The sequence below is a fragment of the Enterobacter sp. V87_3 genome (assembly GCF_029967835.1).
Lineage (GTDB): Bacteria > Pseudomonadota > Gammaproteobacteria > Enterobacterales > Enterobacteriaceae > Enterobacter > Enterobacter cancerogenus.
In genome coordinates, this window is record NZ_JASCAM010000028.1 from 42,299 (window position 1) to 60,413 (window position 18,115).

Consider the following 18,115-nt stretch of genomic DNA (forward strand, 5'->3'; position numbering starts at 1 on the left):
TAACCCTCTCCCACAGGGAGAGGGAATTCAGGCGATTAATCCTGTCTCAACACCTTGTGACCAAATGCCAGCAGCGCGTCGGTGACGTTGCGCATCATGCGGCTTTCCGGTGCAAAACGGTGCCAATAGAGCATCCGGCGCTGATACAGCCCCGGCGTCAAATCAATCAGCTCACCGCTTTTCAACTCTCTCTCAATCTGCAAATGCGGGATCATGCAGCAGGTGGTTCCCTGACGCGCAAGCTGCACAAAGGCCTCCGACGAGTTCACGATGTGGCACGGCACGCTGCCCGGCGGCAGGTCGAAGTTTTGCTGCAAGAAGGCCTGATGCATATCGTCGAGATGGTCGAACGCCACGGCGGGCGCTTTCAGCAGCGCGGCGCGCGTTACGCCGTTCGGGAAGTAGCGTTCGGCAAAGGCTTTTGAGCCAACAAACAGGTAGTCCAGCGCACCCAGCTGATCGACCAGACAGCTTGGCAACGCCTGAGGCTGAATACTGACCGCGCCGACCACTTCACCGCGACGCAAACGCTCCTGGGTGCGGGTTTCATCTTCTACCTGCAAGTTGAGTCGGATAGGGGAGTCGGCCAGCACCGGCGCAAGGGCAGGCAGCAGCCAGGTTGCCAGGCTGTCGGCGTTCACCGCCAGCGACAGCAGCAGCGGCGTGGAACCGGTCTGTTCATCACCCAGCCATTCATCTTCCAGCAGCTCAACCTGGCGCAGCAGGGCGAGCAGCTTTTGGCCCTGCTCGGTCGGACGTGGTGGCACGGTACGCACCAGCAGGGGTTGTCCGAACATGTTTTCAAGCTGTTTGATACGCTGTGACACGGCGGATTGGGTGATGCACAGCTTTTGCGCCGCGCGTTCAAAACCACGTTCGCGAATGACGGCATCAAGGGCCTGTAATGTTCTGTAATCCGGACGTTTCATTGCGGGTCAATACTCCTGAATTTTACTTATTCTGCACTATGACACAATTTTCCCCTCGTGACAGACGAAATCCATTCCGCGTGTTCTATAATGCGGCCTGAGTTTTCACACCACAGGCAAAACGATCATGACGCAGGATGAACTGAAAAAAGCAGTAGGATGGGCCGCTCTCCAGTACGTACAGCCAGGTACCATTGTGGGTGTTGGTACGGGGTCAACGGCGGCACACTTTATCGATGCCCTGGGCACGATGAAAGGGCAGATCGAGGGCGCGGTATCAAGCTCCGATGCTTCCACGGAAAAGCTGAAAAGCCTTGGTATTACCGTTTTTGATTTGAACGAAGTGGACCGTCTCGGCATCTACGTTGACGGCGCGGATGAAATCAACGGCCATATGCAGATGATCAAAGGCGGCGGCGCGGCGCTGACGCGTGAAAAGATCATTGCCTCCGTTGCGGACAAATTTATCTGCATTGCCGATGCGTCCAAGCAGGTCGATATTCTGGGTAATTTCCCGCTGCCGGTCGAAGTGATCCCGATGGCACGCAGCGCAGTGGCGCGCGAGCTGGTGAAGCTGGGGGGGCGTCCGGAATATCGTCAGGGCGTGGTGACGGATAATGGCAACGTGATCCTCGACGTGCACGGCCTGGAGATCCTCGATGCGGTGGCGCTGGAAAACGCCATCAACGGCATTCCCGGCGTGGTGACGGTAGGGCTGTTCGCCAACCGTGGCGCGGATGTGGCGCTGATCGGAACCGCTGACGGCGTGAAAACCATCGTAAAATGATCTGACGGGGGGAGCCTTCCCCCCACTAAAAAAATTTTGAACCGCTAAATTCGGTGACTTGTGTCACGTTTTTACGCCTGTTTTGCCGATCCTGCCGCTTTCGCAATCTTCCTTAGCATTTTCCTCTGCCATTTTGCCCTGTATGACTTTTCTTCAGAGTGCCGACGCAAACGTTCATATTGCTGCAATAGTTTTTTTTGATATGTTGGCTGGAGCGGATGCATATCCAGCACAACATCAGTTCAGACAAAAACAGGGTCGGGTAAATGGCAAAGGTATCACTGGAGAAAGACAAGATTAAATTCCTGCTGGTCGAGGGCGTGCATCAGAAAGCCATCGATAGTCTTCGTGCGGCAGGCTACACCAATATCGAATTTCACAAAGGGGCGCTCGACACCGACGAGCTGAAAGCGTCCATCCGTGATGCCCATTTCATCGGCCTGCGATCCCGTACCCACCTGACTGAAGACGTTATTGCTGCGGCGGAAAAGCTGGTGGCTATCGGCTGTTTCTGCATCGGTACCAACCAGGTGGATTTAAACGCGGCCGCCAGACGCGGTATTCCGGTCTTTAACGCCCCGTTCTCCAACACCCGTTCCGTGGCGGAACTGGTCATTGGTGAACTGCTGCTGTTGCTGCGCGGTATCCCTGAAGCGAACGCCAAAGCGCACCGTGGCGTGTGGAACAAACTGGCGTCCGGCTCATTCGAAGCGCGTGGTAAGAAGCTCGGGATCATCGGCTACGGTCATATCGGCACGCAGCTGGGGATTCTGGCTGAGTCGCTGGGGATGCACGTCTTCTTCTATGATATCGAAAGCAAGCTGCCGCTCGGCAATGCTACTCAGGTACAACATCTGTCCGATCTGCTTAACATGAGCGACGTGGTGAGCCTGCATGTGCCGGAAAATGCGTCAACCAAAAACATGATGGGGGCGGAAGAGCTGGCGCTGATGAAGCCGGGCTCCCTGCTGATCAACGCCGCGCGCGGCACCGTAGTGGATATTCCGGCGCTGGCGGATGCCCTGAAGCGTAAACACCTGGCGGGCGCTGCCATCGACGTTTTCCCGACCGAGCCTGCGACCAACAGCGATCCGTTCACCTCTCCGCTGTGCGAATTCGACAACGTGATCCTGACGCCGCATATCGGCGGGTCAACCCAGGAAGCGCAGGAGAATATCGGTCTGGAAGTGGCGGGCAAGCTGAGCAAATACTCTGACAACGGTTCGACGCTTTCCGCCGTGAACTTCCCGGAAGTGTCTCTACCGCTGCACGGTGGCCGCCGTCTGCTGCACATCCATGAAAACCGTCCGGGCGTGCTGACTGCCATCAACCAGATCTTCGCCGAGCAGGGCGTGAACATTGCCGCACAGTATCTGCAAACTAACTCGCAGATGGGTTATGTGGTTATTGATATTGAAGCGGATGAAGATGTCGCTGAGAAAGCACTGCAGAGCATGAAGGCGATTCCGGGGACGATCCGCGCGCGTCTGCTGTACTGATAGTGCGGGCTGTGGTGTCGGGTGGCGCTTACGCTTACCCGACCTGGAAGATCCGGGGAGTTATGTAGGCCGGGTAAGCGTAAGCGCCACCCGGCTTTATTCTACCAGGTCCAGGTTTTGCCGGGCGTCACCACCGCAGGCAACGGGATATCCCATTTCTCTACCGGCAAGGCCTCTACAGCCTGACAATCGTGCGCATACCCTACCGGCTGAAAGCCATGCTGCTGCCAGTTTTGCAGCGTTCTGTCATAAAATCCCCCGCCCATACCCAGGCGCTGACCCTGCTCATCAAACGCCACCAGCGGCGTGATCAGCACGTCCAGACCTGCCAGCGGCAGCACATCGCGGACGTCGAGTTTGGGTTCGGTAATTTTCAGACGATTCACCACCAGTTCGCTGCGCGGATGGTAGTGCAAAAACAGCAGGTTGCCCTTGCTGAATGGGTGTAGCACAGGCAGGTAAACCTTCTTTCCGGCGCGCCAGAGCTGGTCGATAAGCGGTTGGGTATCCAGTTCGCCATCAAAAGAGAGAAACAGCGCGACCGTATGCGCCATCACAACAGGGGGATACGCCATCATACGCGCGGCGGCCTGCTGGGCAAAAAACGCTTGTTGTTCGGGGGTTAACGCACGACGACATTGACGGATAAGCTGACGAATAGCCTGGCGAGACGCGGGTACTTCAGGGAATTGTGTCATGGTAGTCGGTAGAGAAGAGAGGGGGAATCTCCGAGATGCCGCCGCAGGCTGTAACCCTTGAACCCTTGGTTCAAGGTGAATGTGTCGTCATAGTTTTAAGGCTTCTCGGACGAACCGAGCATGCTCACCAACCATGGAGCGCCACATTCTTGTGGTATGAAATATCGGCTCAGGGGACTGGCCCGCTTGCGAACATCTCAGAGAAATTTTGTCTTCACAGTTACTCTACCATAGTCAACTGAGAAGTGTTATTCAAACTTTGGTCCCGGTCTTTCGGGATTGCGACCCTGATCAAGCAACGCCTGTTCAATGGTCTGCTGGAGCATTTTAATGCGCTGCTCCATGCTTGCCGCGTAATCGCGGGTCTTCGTTTTTTCCTGAGTCAGTTCATAGCTGATGTTCAACGCGGCGATGAAGACCAGCTGCTCAGTATTTGTGACTCTAGTGCGTTCTTTGAGATCTTGCAACCGCTGATTCAAATCGTCCGCAGCCTGATTCAGGGCATCCCTTTGTTCAGGTGGACAATTCACTCGCAGTGAACGGCCAAAAATCTGGAGATCGACGGGTTGTGCAGACATGCCACCTTCCTGCTGATTGACTGCGCTGCCTTCGCTTACTGCCCCGGGGGCTGCGAAGGGGCGACACTATAGCTACCCTGATGTGAAGATACAAGCCCTTTTCTGGTATCACCAGGGTCCAAAGTGGTAGCATATCATGAATATCCTCCCTTTGATGACGAATGCGTATGTCTATACAGAACGAAATGCCTGGTTACAAGGATTTAAACCAGTTACTGAACCAGCAGGGAGTCGGTTTAACCCCTGCCGAAATGCACGGTCTGATCAGTGGCATACTGTGCGGCGGAAACAGCGACAGCTCATGGCAGCCGCTGATCCACGACCTGACGAACGAAGGGCTGGCCTTTGGTCATGAGCTGGCGGAAGCGCTGCGTAAAATGCACGCGGCAACCAGCGATTCACTGGAAGACGATGGCTTCCTTTTTCAGCTTTATCTGCCTGAAGGCGACGATGTCAGCGTGTTCGATCGCGCCGATGCGCTCGCGGGCTGGGTCAACCACTATCTGTTGGGGCTGGGCGTAACCCAACCTAAACTGGATAAAGTGACCGGCGAAGCGGGTGAGGCCATCGACGATCTGCGTAATATTGCGCAGCTGGGCTACGAAGAAGACGAAGATCAGGAAGAGCTGGAGATGTCCCTCGAAGAGATCATTGAATACGTTCGCGTAGCGTCACTGCTGTGCCACGACAACTTCACGCGCTCGCAGCCCACCGCGCCGGAAGTGCGCAAGCCAACCTTACATTAAGAAAAACAACGCACAGGAGGGTGTCATGGTTATGTCTACTCAAGAGTATTCTCGCCGTCGTCAGGCGCTGCTGGCAAAGATGCAGCCGGGCAGCGCCGCGCTGATTTTTGCCGCGCCCGAAGTGACGCGCAGCGCCGACAGTGAATACCCCTATCGCCAGAGCAGCGATTTCTGGTACTTCACCGGGTTTAACGAGCCGGAAGCGGTACTGGTGCTGATCAAAAGCAATGACACCCACAACCACAGCGTCATTTTTAACCGCGTGCGCGATCTGACCGCAGAAGTCTGGTTTGGTCGCCGCCTCGGCCAGGAGGCTGCGCCTGCGAAGCTGGGCGTTGACCGTGCGCTGGCGTTCAGCGAAATCAACCAGCAGCTTTACCAGCTGCTGAACAGTCTGGACGTGCTCTACCATGCTCAGGGCGAATACGCCTACGCCGATGAGATCGTCTTCACCGCGCTGGACAAGCTGCGTAAGGGCGCGCGTCAGAACCTGTCCGCGCCCGCCACGCTGACGGACTGGCGTCCGGTGGTGCACGAGATGCGCCTGTTTAAGTCAGAAGAAGAGCTGAACGTGATGCGTCGGGCCGGCGAAATCAGCGCGCTGGCGCACACCCGCGCGATGGAAAAATGCCGTCCGGGGATGTTTGAATATCAGCTCGAAGGTGAAATTCACCACGAATTTAACCGTCACGGCGCGCGCTTCCCGTCCTATAACACCATCGTGGGCGGCGGCGAAAACGGCTGCATCCTGCATTACACCGAAAACGAAAGCGAACTGCGCGACGGTGAACTGGTGCTGATCGACGCCGGGTGTGAATACCTCGGCTATGCCGGAGACATTACACGCACCTTCCCGGTGAACGGCAAATTCTCGCCCGCGCAGCGCGAAATCTACGATATCGTGCTCGAATCACTGAATACCGCCCTGACGCTGTTCCGTCCGGGGACCTCTATTCAGGAGGTCACCGGGGAAGTGGTTCGCATCATGATTACTGGCCTGGTGAAGCTGGGCATTCTGAAAGGCGACGTGGACACACTGATTACCGAAAATGCCCATCGTCCGTACTTTATGCACGGCCTGAGCCACTGGCTGGGGCTGGACGTTCATGATGTCGGCGCATACGGCCCGGATCGTTCACGCGTGCTGGAGCCGGGTATGGTGTTAACCGTCGAGCCGGGGTTGTATATCGCACCGGATGCCGATGTGCCAGACGCATACCGTGGGATCGGCATTCGTATAGAAGATGACATCGTCATCACCGAAACCGGCAACGAAAACCTGACCGCGAGCGTCGTGAAAAATGCCGACGACATCGAGGTGCTGATGGCGGCGGCACGCGGATGAGCGTGATTATCGTTGGCGGAGGCATGAATGGCGCCACGCTGGCGCTGGCCATTTCGCATTTGACCCAGGGCCAGCTGCCGGTGCATCTGGTCGAGGCCGTGGCGCCGCAGACGACGAACCACCCCGGGTTTGATTCGCGAGCCATTGCGCTGGCGCAGGGGACGTGTCAGCAACTGTCACGCATTGGCATCTGGCAGGCTATCGCCGAGTGTGCGACAGCGATCAAGACCGTTCACGTCAGCGACCGCGGACACGCCGGGTTTGTAACCCTGGATGCCCATGATTACCGCATTGATGCTCTGGGCCAGGTTGTCGAACTGCACGACGTCGGGCTGCGGCTGTTCCGTCTGTTGCAGGACGCGCCGGGCGTAACCTTGCACTGCCCGGCCCGCGTGGCGAACGTGAGCCGCAGTGAAGAGGCGGTCAGCGTGACGTTAGAGAACGGTACCACGCTTGAAGGCCAGGTGCTGGTGGCCGCGGACGGCTCCCGCTCCGCCATTGCCACCCGGTTTGGCGTGCAATGGCAGCAGGAGCCGTACGGGCAGGTCGGCGTGATTGCCAATGTCTCCACGGCGGGTGCGCACAACGGCAGAGCGTTCGAGCGCTTCACGCAGCACGGACCGCTGGCGATGCTGCCGATGTCGCACGGGCGCTGCTCGCTGGTGTGGTGCCATCCGCAGGAGAAGGCGGACGAGGTGCTCGGCTGGACAGATGACCGTTTCTGCAACGAGCTGCAAAAAGCCTTTGGCTGGCGACTCGGACGCATCACGCATGCAGGCAAACGTACGGTTTATCCGCTATCGTTAACCACCGCATCACAGTGTATTTCGCATCGCGTGGCGCTGGTCGGCAACGCCGCGCAGACGCTGCATCCGATTGCGGGGCAGGGCTTCAACCTGGGGCTGCGCGACGTCATGAGCCTGGCGGAATCGCTGACGCAGGCATGGTCTGAGCAAAAAGACGTCGGCGGCTATGCCGTGTTGAGCCATTACCAAAACCGCCGCCGGGCCGATAAAGAGGCGACCATTGGCGTCACCGATGGCCTGGTACACCTGTTTGCTAATCGCTGGGGGCCGCTGGTTGCGGGTCGTAACCTCGGGCTGATGGCGATGGAATTGTTCATTCCGGCACGCGACGTGCTGGCGCAGCGGACTCTTGGTTGGGTCGCGCGTTAAGGAGTTATCACCGTGCAAAATGTTGATGTCGCTATCGTTGGCGGCGGAATGGTTGGACTGGCGCTGGCCTGTGGACTGCAGGGCAGCGGCCTGCGTGTGGCCGTGCTTGAGCAAAATCAGCCTCAGCCCGTCGCGCAGGATGCGCCGCCGGAACTCCGCGTCTCGGCCATTAATGCGGCGAGCGAGAAGTTGCTGACTCATCTTGGCGTCTGGTCAGATATTGTGGCCCAGCGAGCCAGCTGTTATCACGGTATGGAAGTGTGGGACAAAGACAGCTTTGGTCACATCACTTTCGATGATGAAAGCCTGGGCTATAGCCATCTCGGCCATATCATCGAAAACGCGGTGGTTCACCACGCGCTGTGGCAAAAGGCGCAGGCCTGTAGCGACGTTACGCTGATTGCACCCGCACAGCTTCAGCAGGTGGCGTGGGGTGAAAACGAAGCGTTTATCACCCTGCAAAATGGCGATATGCTGACCGCGCGTCTGATGGTCGGGGCCGACGGCGCCAACTCCTGGCTGCGCAATAAAGCTGACATTCCGCTGACATACTGGGATTATCATCACCATGCGTTAGTGGCCACGATCCGCACCACCGAGCCGCACGGCGGCGTAGCGCGTCAGATTTTCCATAACGACGGCATACTGGCCTTCCTGCCGCTCAGCGATCCGCATCTCTGCTCGATTGTCTGGTCCCTGGTGCCTGAAAAAGCCCAGAAGATGCAGGGCGCGACGCCCGATGCCTTTAACCAGGCGCTGTGCATCGCGTTTGATAACCGCCTTGGACTGTGCTCGCTTGAAAGCGAGCGTCAGGTCTTCCCGCTTACGGGCCGTTACGCCCGCCAGTTTGCCGCGCACCGTCTGGCGCTGGTTGGCGATGCAGCGCATACCATTCACCCGCTGGCCGGCCAGGGGGTCAACCTGGGCTTTATGGATGCGGCCGAGCTGGTTGAAGAGTTGCGCCGTCTGCACCGCGAAGGCAAGGATATTGGTCAGCATATGTATCTGCGTCGCTACGAGCGCAGCCGTAAGCACAGCGCGGCCATGATGCTGGCGGGAATGCAGGGCTTCCGCGAGCTGTTTGCCGGGGCGAACCCGGCGAAAAAACTGCTGCGCGACATTGGCCTGAAACTCGCCGACACGCTTCCCGGCGTTAAGCCTCAACTTCTTCGTCAGGCGATGGGCCTTAACGATCTCCCTCACTGGCTTCGCTAAACGCTAATTTTGACCCCCGTCACACTTTATTTTCCCGGCGCTGACGCCGGGAAAATCTCCTCGTTTGAAATAATCTAATTTCACGCCGTTTTTCGCATTAGATAATCTAATCTTACGTTTTTTTCGGAACGGAAAATCGGCCCGCTTTTCCGCACGAAATATCACCATCTGCTAAATACTGTTAGGTCATTGTTAATTTTATGCGGGTTTAATCGCATTTTCCCAGTGAATAACTCTGTAGGCTTTTTAGCGTTTTTTGGTCATAAGCTAATGTGATGACCCGTTTTACCTTATGGTTAACCGCCGGTTTCGGTGGTAAGTTCAGGTAAAAGAGAACGTTTGCGTCGGCGTCTGAAACGGAGGTCGGCGCCGGGTTTCGTGGCAATGTTGTTGCCTGTGAAACGCAAGACAGCCCTGCTTATTCAACGAGGAAAAGATGGCTCAACAGACTCCTTTGTACGAACAACACGTGTTATGCGGCGCACGCATGGTGGATTTCCATGGCTGGATGATGCCGCTGCACTACGGCTCGCAGATTGATGAGCACCACGCGGTGCGCACGGATGCCGGGATGTTCGACGTATCCCACATGACCATTGTCGACCTGCGCGGCAGCCGCACCCGGGAGTTTTTGCGTTATCTGCTGGCAAACGACGTCGCGAAGCTAAAAACGCCGGGCAAAGCGCTTTATACCGGCATGCTTAATGCCTCCGGCGGCGTGATTGATGACCTAATCGTCTATTACTTCTCCGAAGATTTCTTCCGCCTCGTTGTAAACTCCGCCACCCGCGAAAAAGACCTCTCCTGGATTTCCCAACACGCCGAACCTTACGCCATCGACATCACCGTGCGTGACGATCTGTCGCTGATCGCCGTGCAGGGGCCGAACGCGCAGGCGAAAGCCGCCACGCTGTTCACCGATGAACAGCGCCACGCTACCGAAGGCATGAAGCCGTTCTTCGGCGTGCAGGCGGGCGATCTGTTCATTGCGACCACCGGCTATACCGGTGAAGCGGGTTATGAAATTGCGATGCCGAATGAGAAAGCCGCAGGGTTCTGGCAAGCGCTGGTAGAGGCGGGCGTGAAGCCTGCGGGCCTGGGTGCGCGCGATACGCTGCGTCTGGAAGCCGGTATGAACCTCTACGGTCAGGAGATGGACGAAGGCGTGTCGCCGCTGGCGGCTAACATGGGCTGGACCATTGCCTGGGAACCGGCTGACCGCGACTTTATTGGCCGTGAAGCGCTGGAGATGCAGCGCGAGAAGGGCACCGACCAACTGGTTGGCCTGGTGATGACCGAGAAGGGCGTGCTGCGCGGCGAGCTGCCGGTACGCTTCACCGATGCCGACGGCAATCACCGCGAGGGGGTGATCACCAGCGGGTCCTTCTCCCCGACGCTTGGCTACAGTATTGCCCTGGCGCGCGTCCCGGCGGGCATTGGCAACACGGCGGTGGTGCAGATCCGCAACCGCGAGATGCCGGTCAACGTGACCAAACCGATTTTTGTTCGCGCCGGTAAGCCGGTCGCTTAACGCTTTTTATCAGGAGAAATTTTATGAGCAATGTGCCAGCAGAACTGAAATACAGCAAAGAACACGAGTGGCTGCGCAAAGAGGCGGACGGCACTTACACCGTAGGGATCACCGAGCATGCGCAAGAGCTGCTGGGCGATATGGTGTTTGTTGATCTGCCCGACGTAGGCACCACCGTGAGCGCAGGCGACGACTGCGCCGTGGCGGAGTCCGTTAAAGCGGCCTCTGATATTTATGCCCCGGTAAGCGGTGAAATCGTCGCCGTGAACGACGCGCTGAGCGATTCGCCGGAGCTGGTGAACAGCGAGCCGTATGAAGGCGGCTGGATCTTTAAGATCAAAGCCAGCGATGAAGCGCAGGTAGCCGCGCTGCTGGATGCCACCGCGTACGAAGCATTACTGGAAGACGAATAACCGTTTTTCTCCCTCTCCCTTTGGGAGAGGGCCGGGGTGAGGGTACCCATTTTCCCCTCACCCTAACCCTCTCCCAAAGGGAGAGGGAACTTAAATTCACTGCACGTTTCAGGAACCATCGCTCATGACACAGACTTTAAGCCAGCTTGAAAACCGTGGCGCTTTCATTGAACGTCACATTGGGCCGGACGCTCAGCAACAGCAGGAGATGCTGAAGACGGTTGGCGCGGATTCATTAAACGCACTGATCGGCCAGATCGTGCCGAAAGACATCCAGCTTGCCACGCCGCCTCAGGTGGGGGAGTCCACGACGGAGTTCGCCGCGCTGGCGGAGCTGAAGGCGATTGCCGGCCTCAACAAGCGCTATAAGTCTTATATTGGCATGGGCTACACCAACGTGCAGTTACCGCCGGTTATCCTGCGCAACATGCTGGAAAACCCGGGCTGGTACACCGCTTATACCCCGTATCAGCCGGAAGTGTCTCAGGGCCGTCTGGAAGCGCTGCTGAACTTCCAGCAGGTAACCCTGGACCTGACCGGACTGGACATTGCCTCCGCTTCTCTGCTGGATGAAGCCACTGCCGCAGCCGAAGCGATGGCGATGGCTAAACGCGTGAGCAAGCTGAAGAATGCCAACCGCTTCTTCGTGGCGGCAGATGTCCATCCGCAGACGCTGGACGTGGTGCGCACCCGTGCGGAAACCTTCGGTTTTGACGTGATTGTCGACGATGCCGATAAAGTGCTGGATCACCAGGACGTCTTTGGCGTGCTGCTCCAGCAGGTAGGCACCACCGGGGAAGTGCATGACTACAGCGCGCTGATCGCCGAGCTGAAATCCCGCAAAGTGATTGTCAGCGTCGCGGCTGATTTTATGGCGCTGGTGCTGTTGACTGCGCCTGGCAAACAGGGCGCAGACATTGTCTTTGGCTCTGCCCAGCGTTTCGGCGTGCCGATGGGCTACGGCGGCCCGCACGCAGCCTTCTTCGCTGCAAAAGATGAATTCAAACGTTCCATGCCTGGCCGCATTATCGGCGTGTCGAAAGATGCCGCCGGTAACACCGCCCTGCGCATGGCGATGCAGACCCGCGAGCAGCACATTCGCCGCGAGAAAGCGAACTCCAACATCTGTACTTCACAGGTACTGCTGGCCAATATCGCCAGCCTGTATGCCGTCTTCCACGGCCCGGCAGGGCTGAAACGCATTGCCAGCCGCATTCACCGTCTGGCCGACATTCTGGCCTGCGGCCTGCAGCAGAAAGGCCTGACGCTGCGCCACGCCCACTATTTCGACACCCTGTGCGTTGACGTCGCCGATAAAGCAGCGGTGCTGGCGCGTGCCGATGCTGCAGAAATCAACCTGCGCAGCGATATCCACAACGCGGTCGGCATTACGCTGGATGAAACCACCACCCGTGATGATATTGTTAACCTGTTTAACGTACTGCTGGGCGATGCGCACGGCCTGGACATCGACGCGCTGGACAAAGACGTCGCGCACGACAGCCGCTCCATTCAGGAGAGCATGCTGCGCAATGACGCTATCCTGACGCATCCTGTGTTCAACCGTTATCACAGCGAAACCGAGATGATGCGTTATATGCACTCTCTGGAGCGCAAAGATCTGGCGCTGAACCAGGCGATGATCCCACTCGGCTCCTGCACGATGAAGCTGAACGCCGCGGCCGAGATGATCCCAATCACCTGGCCTGAGTTCTCTGAACTGCACCCGTTCTGCCCGGCTGAGCAGGCGGAAGGCTATCACCTGATGATCAACCAGCTCTCCGACTGGCTGGTGAAGCTGACCGGCTACGACGCGCTGTGCATGCAGCCTAACTCCGGCGCGCAGGGGGAATACGCGGGTCTGCTGGCGATTCGCCATTATCACGAAAGCCGCAACGAAGGGCATCGCGATATCTGCCTGATCCCAAGCTCCGCGCACGGCACCAACCCGGCATCTGCTCAGATGGCAGGTATGGACGTGGTGGTGGTCGCCTGTGACAAAAACGGCAACATCGATCTCGCCGACCTGCGGGCGAAAGCCGAACAGGCGGGCGAGAAACTTTCCTGCATCATGGTGACCTACCCGTCGACCCACGGCGTGTATGAAGAGACCATCCGCGAGGTGTGCGAAGTGGTGCATCAGTTCGGTGGCCAGGTCTACCTCGACGGCGCGAACATGAACGCCCAGGTGGGCATTACCTCGCCGGGCTTTATCGGCGCGGACGTGTCGCACCTGAACCTGCACAAAACCTTCTGCATTCCGCACGGCGGTGGCGGCCCGGGTATGGGACCGATCGGCGTGAAGGCGCACCTGGCACCGTTTGTGCCGGGCCACAGCGTGGTCCAGATTGAAGGGATGCTGACCCGACAGGGCGCGGTCTCTGCGGCACCGTTCGGCAGCGCCTCTATCCTGCCTATCAGCTGGATGTATATCCGCATGATGGGCGCGGAAGGGCTGAAGCAGGCAAGCCAGGTGGCGATCCTCAACGCCAACTACATTGCCACGCGCCTGAAATCTGCCTTCCCGGTGCTCTATACCGGCCGTGATGGCCGCGTGGCGCACGAGTGCATCCTTGATATTCGTCCGCTGAAAGACGCGACGGGCATCAGCGAGCTGGATATCGCCAAACGCTTGATCGACTACGGTTTCCACGCCCCGACCATGTCCTTCCCGGTGGCGGGCACGCTGATGGTGGAACCCACGGAGTCGGAAAGCAAAGCCGAGCTGGACCGCTTCATCGACGCGATGCTCGCCATCCGCATGGAGATCGATCGCGTGCAGGACGGCGAATGGACGCTCGACGACAACCCGCTGGTCAACGCGCCGCATACCCAGCACGAGCTGGTGGCGGAGTGGAACCACGGTTACTCCCGCGAGCTGGCGGTCTTCCCGGCGGGCGTGGCAAACAAATACTGGCCGACCGTGAAGCGTCTTGATGATGTCTACGGCGACCGTAACCTGTTCTGCTCCTGCGTGCCGATGAGCGAATACCAGTAATTCTGTTGCTGTAGTAACGTAGGCCGGGTAAGGCGAAGCCGCCACCCGGCTTTTTTATTGGGAGAAGACAATGGCAATTGCACTGGTTACCGGCGCCAGCCGCGGGATTGGTAAAGCCACCGCGCTGCAGCTGGCAAGCGAGGGCTACACCGTGGCGGTGAACTTTCACCACAACATCAAGGCCGCGACGGACGTGGTCAATCAGATTGTCGAGGCGGGCGGCAAAGCCTTTGCCGTGCGCGCCGACATCAGCGATGAAGCGCAGGTGCTGGCCATGTATGACAGCATCGATCGCGAAGGCGAACCGCTTATGGCGCTGGTGAATAACGCCGGCATACTGTTTGAACAATCGACCATCGAAAACCTGTCGGCCGAGCGCATCAACCGCGTGCTCGCCACCAACGTGACGGGCTACTTTCTCTGCTGTCGCGAAGCGGTAAAACGCATGTCGTTTAAACATGGCGGCAAAGGCGGGGCGATAGTGAATGTTTCATCCGCAGCTTCACGTCTGGGCGCGCCGGGTGAATATGTGGATTACGCGGCCTCCAAAGGGGCAGTGGATTCGCTGACCACCGGTTTATCGCTCGAGGTGGCGGCAGAGGGCATTCGCGTCAACTGCGTACGCCCTGGCCTGATTTATACCGATATTCACGCCTCGGGCGGCGAGCCGGGACGCGTGGATCGGGTCAAGTCCATGCTGCCGATGCAGCGCGGCGGCCAGCCGGAAGAGGTGGCGCAGGCGATTGTCTGGCTGCTCAGCGAGAAGGCATCGTACGTGACGGGCAGTTTTATTGAACTGGCGGGCGGGAAATAAACGCCGGGTGGCGGCTTCGCCTTACCCGGCCTACGATTCGCAGGTTTTGTAGGCCGGTGCAAGCGTAGCGCCGCCCGGCGTTACGGCGTTAAAGTTGCTCGCCGTTGCTGGCGATCACGGTTTTGTACCATTCAAAACTCTTCTTACGCGAACGGGACATATCGCCGGTGCCGTCGTCGTGCTTGTTCACGTAGATAAAGCCGTAGCGTTTGCTGTACTGGCCGGTGGTGAAGGAGACACAGTCGATGCAGCCCCACGGGGTGTAACCCATCAGGTCGACGCCGTCGTAAGTGACCGCCTTCATCATCTCTTCAACGTGTGCGCGCAGGTAGTCGATACGGTAATCATCGTTAATGCTGCCGTCCTCTTCCACCTTGTCGTACGCGCCGAAGCCGTTTTCCACGATAAACAGCGGCTTCTGGTAGCGCTCGTACAGTTCGCACAGGGAGTAGCGCAGGCCCACCGGGTCAATCTGCCAGCCCCAGTCAGACGCCTTGACGTGCGGGTTCGGTACGCTGCCCTCAAAACCTGAGATGGCATCGCCCGTGCCGCCTTCCGCTTTCACTGCGTTGGTCATGTAGTAGCTGAAACCTAAATAGTCACAGGTACCTTCGCGCAGGATCTGCTCGTCGCCAGCTTCCATGTTGATGGAGAACCCGCGGCGTTCCCACTCGTTGAGCACGTAAGACGGGTAATAGCCGCGCAGCTGGACGTCGGTAAAGACATAGCGCTCGCGCATGGATTCCTGGGCAAACATCACGTCCTCTGGTTTGCATGAGAACGGGTAAAGCGCCACCATCGCCAGCATACAGCCGACTTTCATTTCCGGGTTAATACGTCGCGCTGCCTTCACCGCCAGCGCGCTGGCCACGAACTGGTGGTGCAGCACCTGGTACATGGTCTCTTCCGGATTATCATGCTCGGTATAGACCACGCCGGAGCAGCAGTAGCCGAACAGCGGCGCGCGCCAGTTGCGCTGGTTATTGATCTCGTTGAAGGTCATCCAGTATTTGACCTTATTTTTGTAGCGCTCAAACACCACTTCGGCGAAGCGTACAAAGAAATCGACCACTTTACGGTTGGTCCAGCCGCCGTATTCCTGTACCAGATGCAGCGGCATTTCAAAGTGGGAGAGGGTGATCACCGGCTCAATGTTGTATTTCAGCAGCTCATCGAACATGTCATCGTAGAACTTCAGCCCTTCTTCATTCGGCTGGGTTTCATCCCCTTTCGGGAAGATGCGCGTCCAGGCAATGGAGGTGCGGAAACATTTGAAGCCCATCTCGGCGAACAGTTTGATGTCTTCTTTGTAGTGGCCGTGGAAGTCGATGGCTTCATGGTTTGGATAGTATTTTCCTTCCACCACATCTTGGGTGATTTCGCGTGGCACGCCGTGGGCACCCCCGGTCAGAACGTCACAAATGCTCGGCCCTTTGCCGCCTTTGTTCCAGCCGCCTTCAACCTGGTGAGCGGCAACCGCGCCGCCCCATAAAAAATCTTTCGGTAAGGTCAATTTTTTCATCGATGCTATTCTCAATAAATGACAACTGAATTCGAGTCTAGCAAAGCGAAATTAAATGTCACGATATAACAATTTCAGCAAAATGTGATTTGTCACAGCGAAAAAACAGGGTGTTTTATTGCGTTAATTTCTTCGCCAGTTTGCGCCCGAGCGACTCCAGAATATAGATGACCGGAATTTGCGTGGTGATATCGTACACGCCGCCGATGCGCGTCTGGGGCACATGCCATGAAAGGTTAAAGTCGGCGAGCTTTGCCAGCCGGGAGTGTTCGTGACTGGTGATGGAGAGCACTTTACAGCGGTGCAGGCTGAACTGGCTGGCAAAGCGGAGGATCTCCTCGGTTTCGCCGGAAACGGACAGAACGATTGCCAGGGCATTTTTTGCCATATCGTTAGTGACCGGAAAATAAGGATCGTCAATATGGTTGCTGAATTTGCCAATATTAGAAAAGAAGCGAGCACCATATTTAGCCAGCGAGCCAGAGGTACCTGCCCCGACAAATATAATACGCTCGGATGACAGAATAATATCCACGGCATTATCTAACAGGGTGTCGAATTCTTCGTTATTTACGCTCTTAAAGAAACTGATGATTTCACTGGCACCGAAATTGGCCTGCTGCGGTTCGTTCTGCTCCAGATAGAGCTTAAAGCGCACACGGAATTCCGAGTAGCCTTCACAGTTAAGCTTGCGGCAAAAACGCAGGATGGTGGTCGTGGATACGCCAGCTGCATCCGCCAGTTCACGGATGGTCATGTACATCACTTTGTCACGATTTTTGATGACATAGTTGTAGACCATCATCTCAAGATTATTGAGGCTGGCTATGGCGGAGTGGGTAAACATGCTCACTATGGTAAAACTCATATTCAGACATCTTATGAGAATCATACCATGCAGCCCTGAGAGGACATGCACTTTTATGGTATTGATTATCAATAGCTTACCGATAAATGGAACACCTGTTAGGTGAAATTATCTGTCATTGCGCTGATTTTAAAAGATAAATCTGGAATGTGCATTTATTTTAGCTAACAGGTGTTCACTGGAAAAATTCTCAGTTAGCATGGTTACACGATGAATAATCATCTTTCGTTTTCCCGGAGTTACCTATGGTGAGCAAACCATCAATTGCACAGGGATATTCACTGGCTGAGGAAGTAGCCAACAGCATTAGCCACGGCATCGGGCTGGTGTTTGGCATAGTCGGACTGGTATTGCTGCTGGTGCAGGCAGTCGATACCAACGCCAGCGCGATGGCGATTACCAGCTACAGCCTGTATGGCGGGAGTATGATCCTGCTGTTTCTGGCCTCGACGCTGTATCACGCCGTTCCGCATCAGCGCGCCAAAACCTGGCTCAAGAAATTTGACCACTGCGCGATCTATCTGCTTATCGCAGGGACGTACACGCCTTTCCTGCTGGTGGGCTTAAACTCGCCGCTGTCGCGCGGGCTGATGATTGTTATCTGGAGCCTGGCGCTGCTGGGGATCCTGTTCAAGCTGACCATCGCGCACCGGTTTAAAGTGCTGTCGCTGGTGACCTATCTGACGATGGGCTGGCTGTCGCTGATTGTGGTGTATCAGCTGGCGATCAAGCTGGCGGTAGGGGGCGTGACGCTTCTGGCCGTGGGCGGCGTGGTCTACTCGCTGGGTGTGATTTTCTACGTCTGCAAGCGTATTCCGTACAACCACGCAATCTGGCACGGGTTTGTGCTGGGCGGCAGCGTGTGTCACTTCCTGGCGATCTATTTGTATGTCGGGCAGGTGTAGTTTTTTACACCGTCCGGGCGGTTGCCCTCACCCACAGGGAGAGGGAGAACACCAAAACCACAGGCCCGGTAAGCACAGCGCCACCGGGCGAT

Annotated in this window: 16 protein-coding genes and 1 other RNA gene; 11 read left to right on the plus strand and 6 right to left on the minus strand. The window is 57.1% G+C overall.

The window, feature by feature from the left end; genetic code table 11:
* Window positions 1-35: 35 nt before the first annotated feature.
* On the minus strand, window positions 36-929 hold the full coding sequence (gene argP / locus QLG21_RS17125; RefSeq protein ID WP_006178395.1) for a DNA-binding transcriptional regulator ArgP: 894 nt from the start codon (window positions 927-929) through the stop codon (window positions 36-38).
* Between the two features lie 127 nt (window positions 930-1,056).
* On the opposite strand from argP, the gene rpiA reads away from it, so the two are divergent.
* Together rpiA and serA are read left to right on the plus strand one after the other, a co-directional pair.
* On the plus strand, window positions 1,057-1,716 hold the full coding sequence (rpiA, locus tag QLG21_RS17130) for a ribose-5-phosphate isomerase RpiA (protein WP_101737021.1): 660 nt from the start codon (window positions 1,057-1,059) through the stop codon (window positions 1,714-1,716).
* Window positions 1,717-1,982: 266 nt separating this feature from the next.
* Window positions 1,983-3,215: a phosphoglycerate dehydrogenase gene (gene serA, locus QLG21_RS17135; protein WP_006178392.1), complete on the plus strand. Its 1,233-nt coding sequence runs from the start codon at window positions 1,983-1,985 to the stop codon at window positions 3,213-3,215.
* Window positions 3,216-3,316: 101 nt separating this feature from the next.
* Here the strand turns inward: serA and QLG21_RS17140 are convergent, their stop codons facing one another.
* From QLG21_RS17140 to zapA, 3 genes are all read right to left on the minus strand, one after another.
* A complete protein-coding gene (locus tag QLG21_RS17140; protein WP_282484859.1) occupies window positions 3,317-3,913 on the minus strand; it encodes a 5-formyltetrahydrofolate cyclo-ligase in 597 nt (198 codons plus the stop codon).
* A 23-nt stretch (window positions 3,914-3,936) separates the two neighbouring features.
* Window positions 3,937-4,120, minus strand: a non-coding RNA gene (gene ssrS / locus QLG21_RS17145) — 6S RNA.
* A 41-nt stretch (window positions 4,121-4,161) separates the two neighbouring features.
* On the minus strand, window positions 4,162-4,491 hold the full coding sequence (gene zapA / locus QLG21_RS17150) for a cell division protein ZapA (protein WP_006178390.1): 330 nt from the start codon (window positions 4,489-4,491) through the stop codon (window positions 4,162-4,164).
* A 167-nt stretch (window positions 4,492-4,658) separates the two neighbouring features.
* Between zapA and QLG21_RS17155 the strand changes: the two genes are divergently transcribed.
* The 8 genes from QLG21_RS17155 to QLG21_RS17190 all read left to right on the plus strand — a co-directional run bounded on the left by QLG21_RS17155 (window position 4,659) and on the right by QLG21_RS17190 (window position 14,728).
* Window positions 4,659-5,237, plus strand: coding sequence for a YecA family protein (locus QLG21_RS17155; protein WP_072208719.1), 579 nt, complete (start codon window positions 4,659-4,661; stop codon window positions 5,235-5,237).
* Window positions 5,238-5,268: 31 nt separating this feature from the next.
* Window positions 5,269-6,582 carry a Xaa-Pro aminopeptidase gene (pepP, locus tag QLG21_RS17160; RefSeq protein ID WP_282484886.1) on the plus strand — a complete coding sequence of 438 codons (1,314 nt, stop codon included), beginning with the start codon at window positions 5,269-5,271 and terminating at the stop codon, window positions 6,580-6,582.
* On the plus strand, window positions 6,579-7,757 hold the full coding sequence (gene ubiH / locus QLG21_RS17165; RefSeq protein ID WP_282484860.1) for a 2-octaprenyl-6-methoxyphenyl hydroxylase: 1,179 nt from the start codon (window positions 6,579-6,581) through the stop codon (window positions 7,755-7,757). The genes pepP and ubiH overlap by 4 nt, the downstream gene beginning before the upstream one ends.
* 12 nt (window positions 7,758-7,769) lie before the next feature.
* Window positions 7,770-8,972 (plus strand): FAD-dependent 2-octaprenylphenol hydroxylase, encoded by a 1,203-nt coding sequence (gene ubiI / locus QLG21_RS17170; protein WP_282484861.1) that lies wholly within the window; start codon window positions 7,770-7,772, stop codon window positions 8,970-8,972.
* Between the two features lie 436 nt (window positions 8,973-9,408).
* Window positions 9,409-10,503: a glycine cleavage system aminomethyltransferase GcvT gene (gene gcvT, locus QLG21_RS17175; RefSeq protein WP_088208583.1), complete on the plus strand. Its 1,095-nt coding sequence runs from the start codon at window positions 9,409-9,411 to the stop codon at window positions 10,501-10,503.
* A gap of 23 nt (window positions 10,504-10,526) precedes the next feature.
* Window positions 10,527-10,916 carry a glycine cleavage system protein GcvH gene (gene gcvH / locus QLG21_RS17180; protein ID WP_006178383.1) on the plus strand — a complete coding sequence of 130 codons (390 nt, stop codon included), beginning with the start codon at window positions 10,527-10,529 and terminating at the stop codon, window positions 10,914-10,916.
* A gap of 124 nt (window positions 10,917-11,040) precedes the next feature.
* Window positions 11,041-13,914, plus strand: a complete 2,874-nt coding sequence (gcvP, locus tag QLG21_RS17185; RefSeq protein WP_282484862.1) for an aminomethyl-transferring glycine dehydrogenase — start codon at window positions 11,041-11,043, stop codon at window positions 13,912-13,914.
* 70 nt (window positions 13,915-13,984) lie between these two features.
* Window positions 13,985-14,728: an SDR family oxidoreductase gene (locus QLG21_RS17190; RefSeq protein WP_282484863.1), complete on the plus strand. Its 744-nt coding sequence runs from the start codon at window positions 13,985-13,987 to the stop codon at window positions 14,726-14,728.
* Window positions 14,729-14,816: 88 nt separating this feature from the next.
* On the opposite strand, the gene QLG21_RS17195 is transcribed toward QLG21_RS17190, so the two are convergent.
* The gene (locus QLG21_RS17195) at window positions 14,817-16,250 is read right to left on the minus strand and encodes a 6-phospho-beta-glucosidase (protein WP_058608594.1); all 1,434 of its coding nucleotides are present in this window, start codon (window positions 16,248-16,250) and stop codon (window positions 14,817-14,819) included.
* Window positions 16,251-16,365: 115 nt separating this feature from the next.
* The gene (locus QLG21_RS17200; RefSeq protein ID WP_101738561.1) at window positions 16,366-17,097 is read right to left on the minus strand and encodes a MurR/RpiR family transcriptional regulator; all 732 of its coding nucleotides are present in this window, start codon (window positions 17,095-17,097) and stop codon (window positions 16,366-16,368) included.
* Between the two features lie 266 nt (window positions 17,098-17,363).
* Here QLG21_RS17200 and QLG21_RS17205 point away from each other — a divergent pair, with 266 nt between their 5' ends.
* Entirely contained in the window at window positions 17,364-18,023 is a 660-nt protein-coding gene (locus tag QLG21_RS17205; protein WP_006178378.1) for a hemolysin III family protein, read from the plus strand.
* The last annotated feature ends 92 nt before the right edge of the window (window positions 18,024-18,115 follow it).

Excerpts from the sequence above, each read along its gene's own strand:
- argP (WP_006178395.1), bottom strand. The coding sequence starts at position 929 with ATGAAACGTCCGGATTACAGAACATTACAGGCCCTTGATGCCGTCATT.
- rpiA (WP_101737021.1), top strand. The coding sequence starts at position 1,057 with ATGACGCAGGATGAACTGAAAAAAGCAGTAGGATGGGCCGCTCTCCAG.
- serA (WP_006178392.1), top strand. The coding sequence starts at position 1,983 with ATGGCAAAGGTATCACTGGAGAAAGACAAGATTAAATTCCTGCTGGTC.
- QLG21_RS17140 (WP_282484859.1), bottom strand. The coding sequence starts at position 3,913 with ATGACACAATTCCCTGAAGTACCCGCGTCTCGCCAGGCTATTCGTCAG.
- zapA (WP_006178390.1), bottom strand. The coding sequence starts at position 4,491 with ATGTCTGCACAACCCGTCGATCTCCAGATTTTTGGCCGTTCACTGCGA.
- QLG21_RS17155 (WP_072208719.1), top strand. The coding sequence starts at position 4,659 with ATGTCTATACAGAACGAAATGCCTGGTTACAAGGATTTAAACCAGTTA.
- pepP (WP_282484886.1), top strand. The coding sequence starts at position 5,269 with ATGTCTACTCAAGAGTATTCTCGCCGTCGTCAGGCGCTGCTGGCAAAG.
- ubiH (WP_282484860.1), top strand. The coding sequence starts at position 6,579 with ATGAGCGTGATTATCGTTGGCGGAGGCATGAATGGCGCCACGCTGGCG.
- gcvT (WP_088208583.1), top strand. The coding sequence starts at position 9,409 with ATGGCTCAACAGACTCCTTTGTACGAACAACACGTGTTATGCGGCGCA.
- gcvH (WP_006178383.1), top strand. The coding sequence starts at position 10,527 with ATGAGCAATGTGCCAGCAGAACTGAAATACAGCAAAGAACACGAGTGG.
- gcvP (WP_282484862.1), top strand. The coding sequence starts at position 11,041 with ATGACACAGACTTTAAGCCAGCTTGAAAACCGTGGCGCTTTCATTGAA.
- QLG21_RS17190 (WP_282484863.1), top strand. The coding sequence starts at position 13,985 with ATGGCAATTGCACTGGTTACCGGCGCCAGCCGCGGGATTGGTAAAGCC.
- QLG21_RS17195 (WP_058608594.1), bottom strand. The coding sequence starts at position 16,250 with ATGAAAAAATTGACCTTACCGAAAGATTTTTTATGGGGCGGCGCGGTT.
- QLG21_RS17200 (WP_101738561.1), bottom strand. The coding sequence starts at position 17,097 with ATGTTTACCCACTCCGCCATAGCCAGCCTCAATAATCTTGAGATGATG.
- QLG21_RS17205 (WP_006178378.1), top strand. The coding sequence starts at position 17,364 with ATGGTGAGCAAACCATCAATTGCACAGGGATATTCACTGGCTGAGGAA.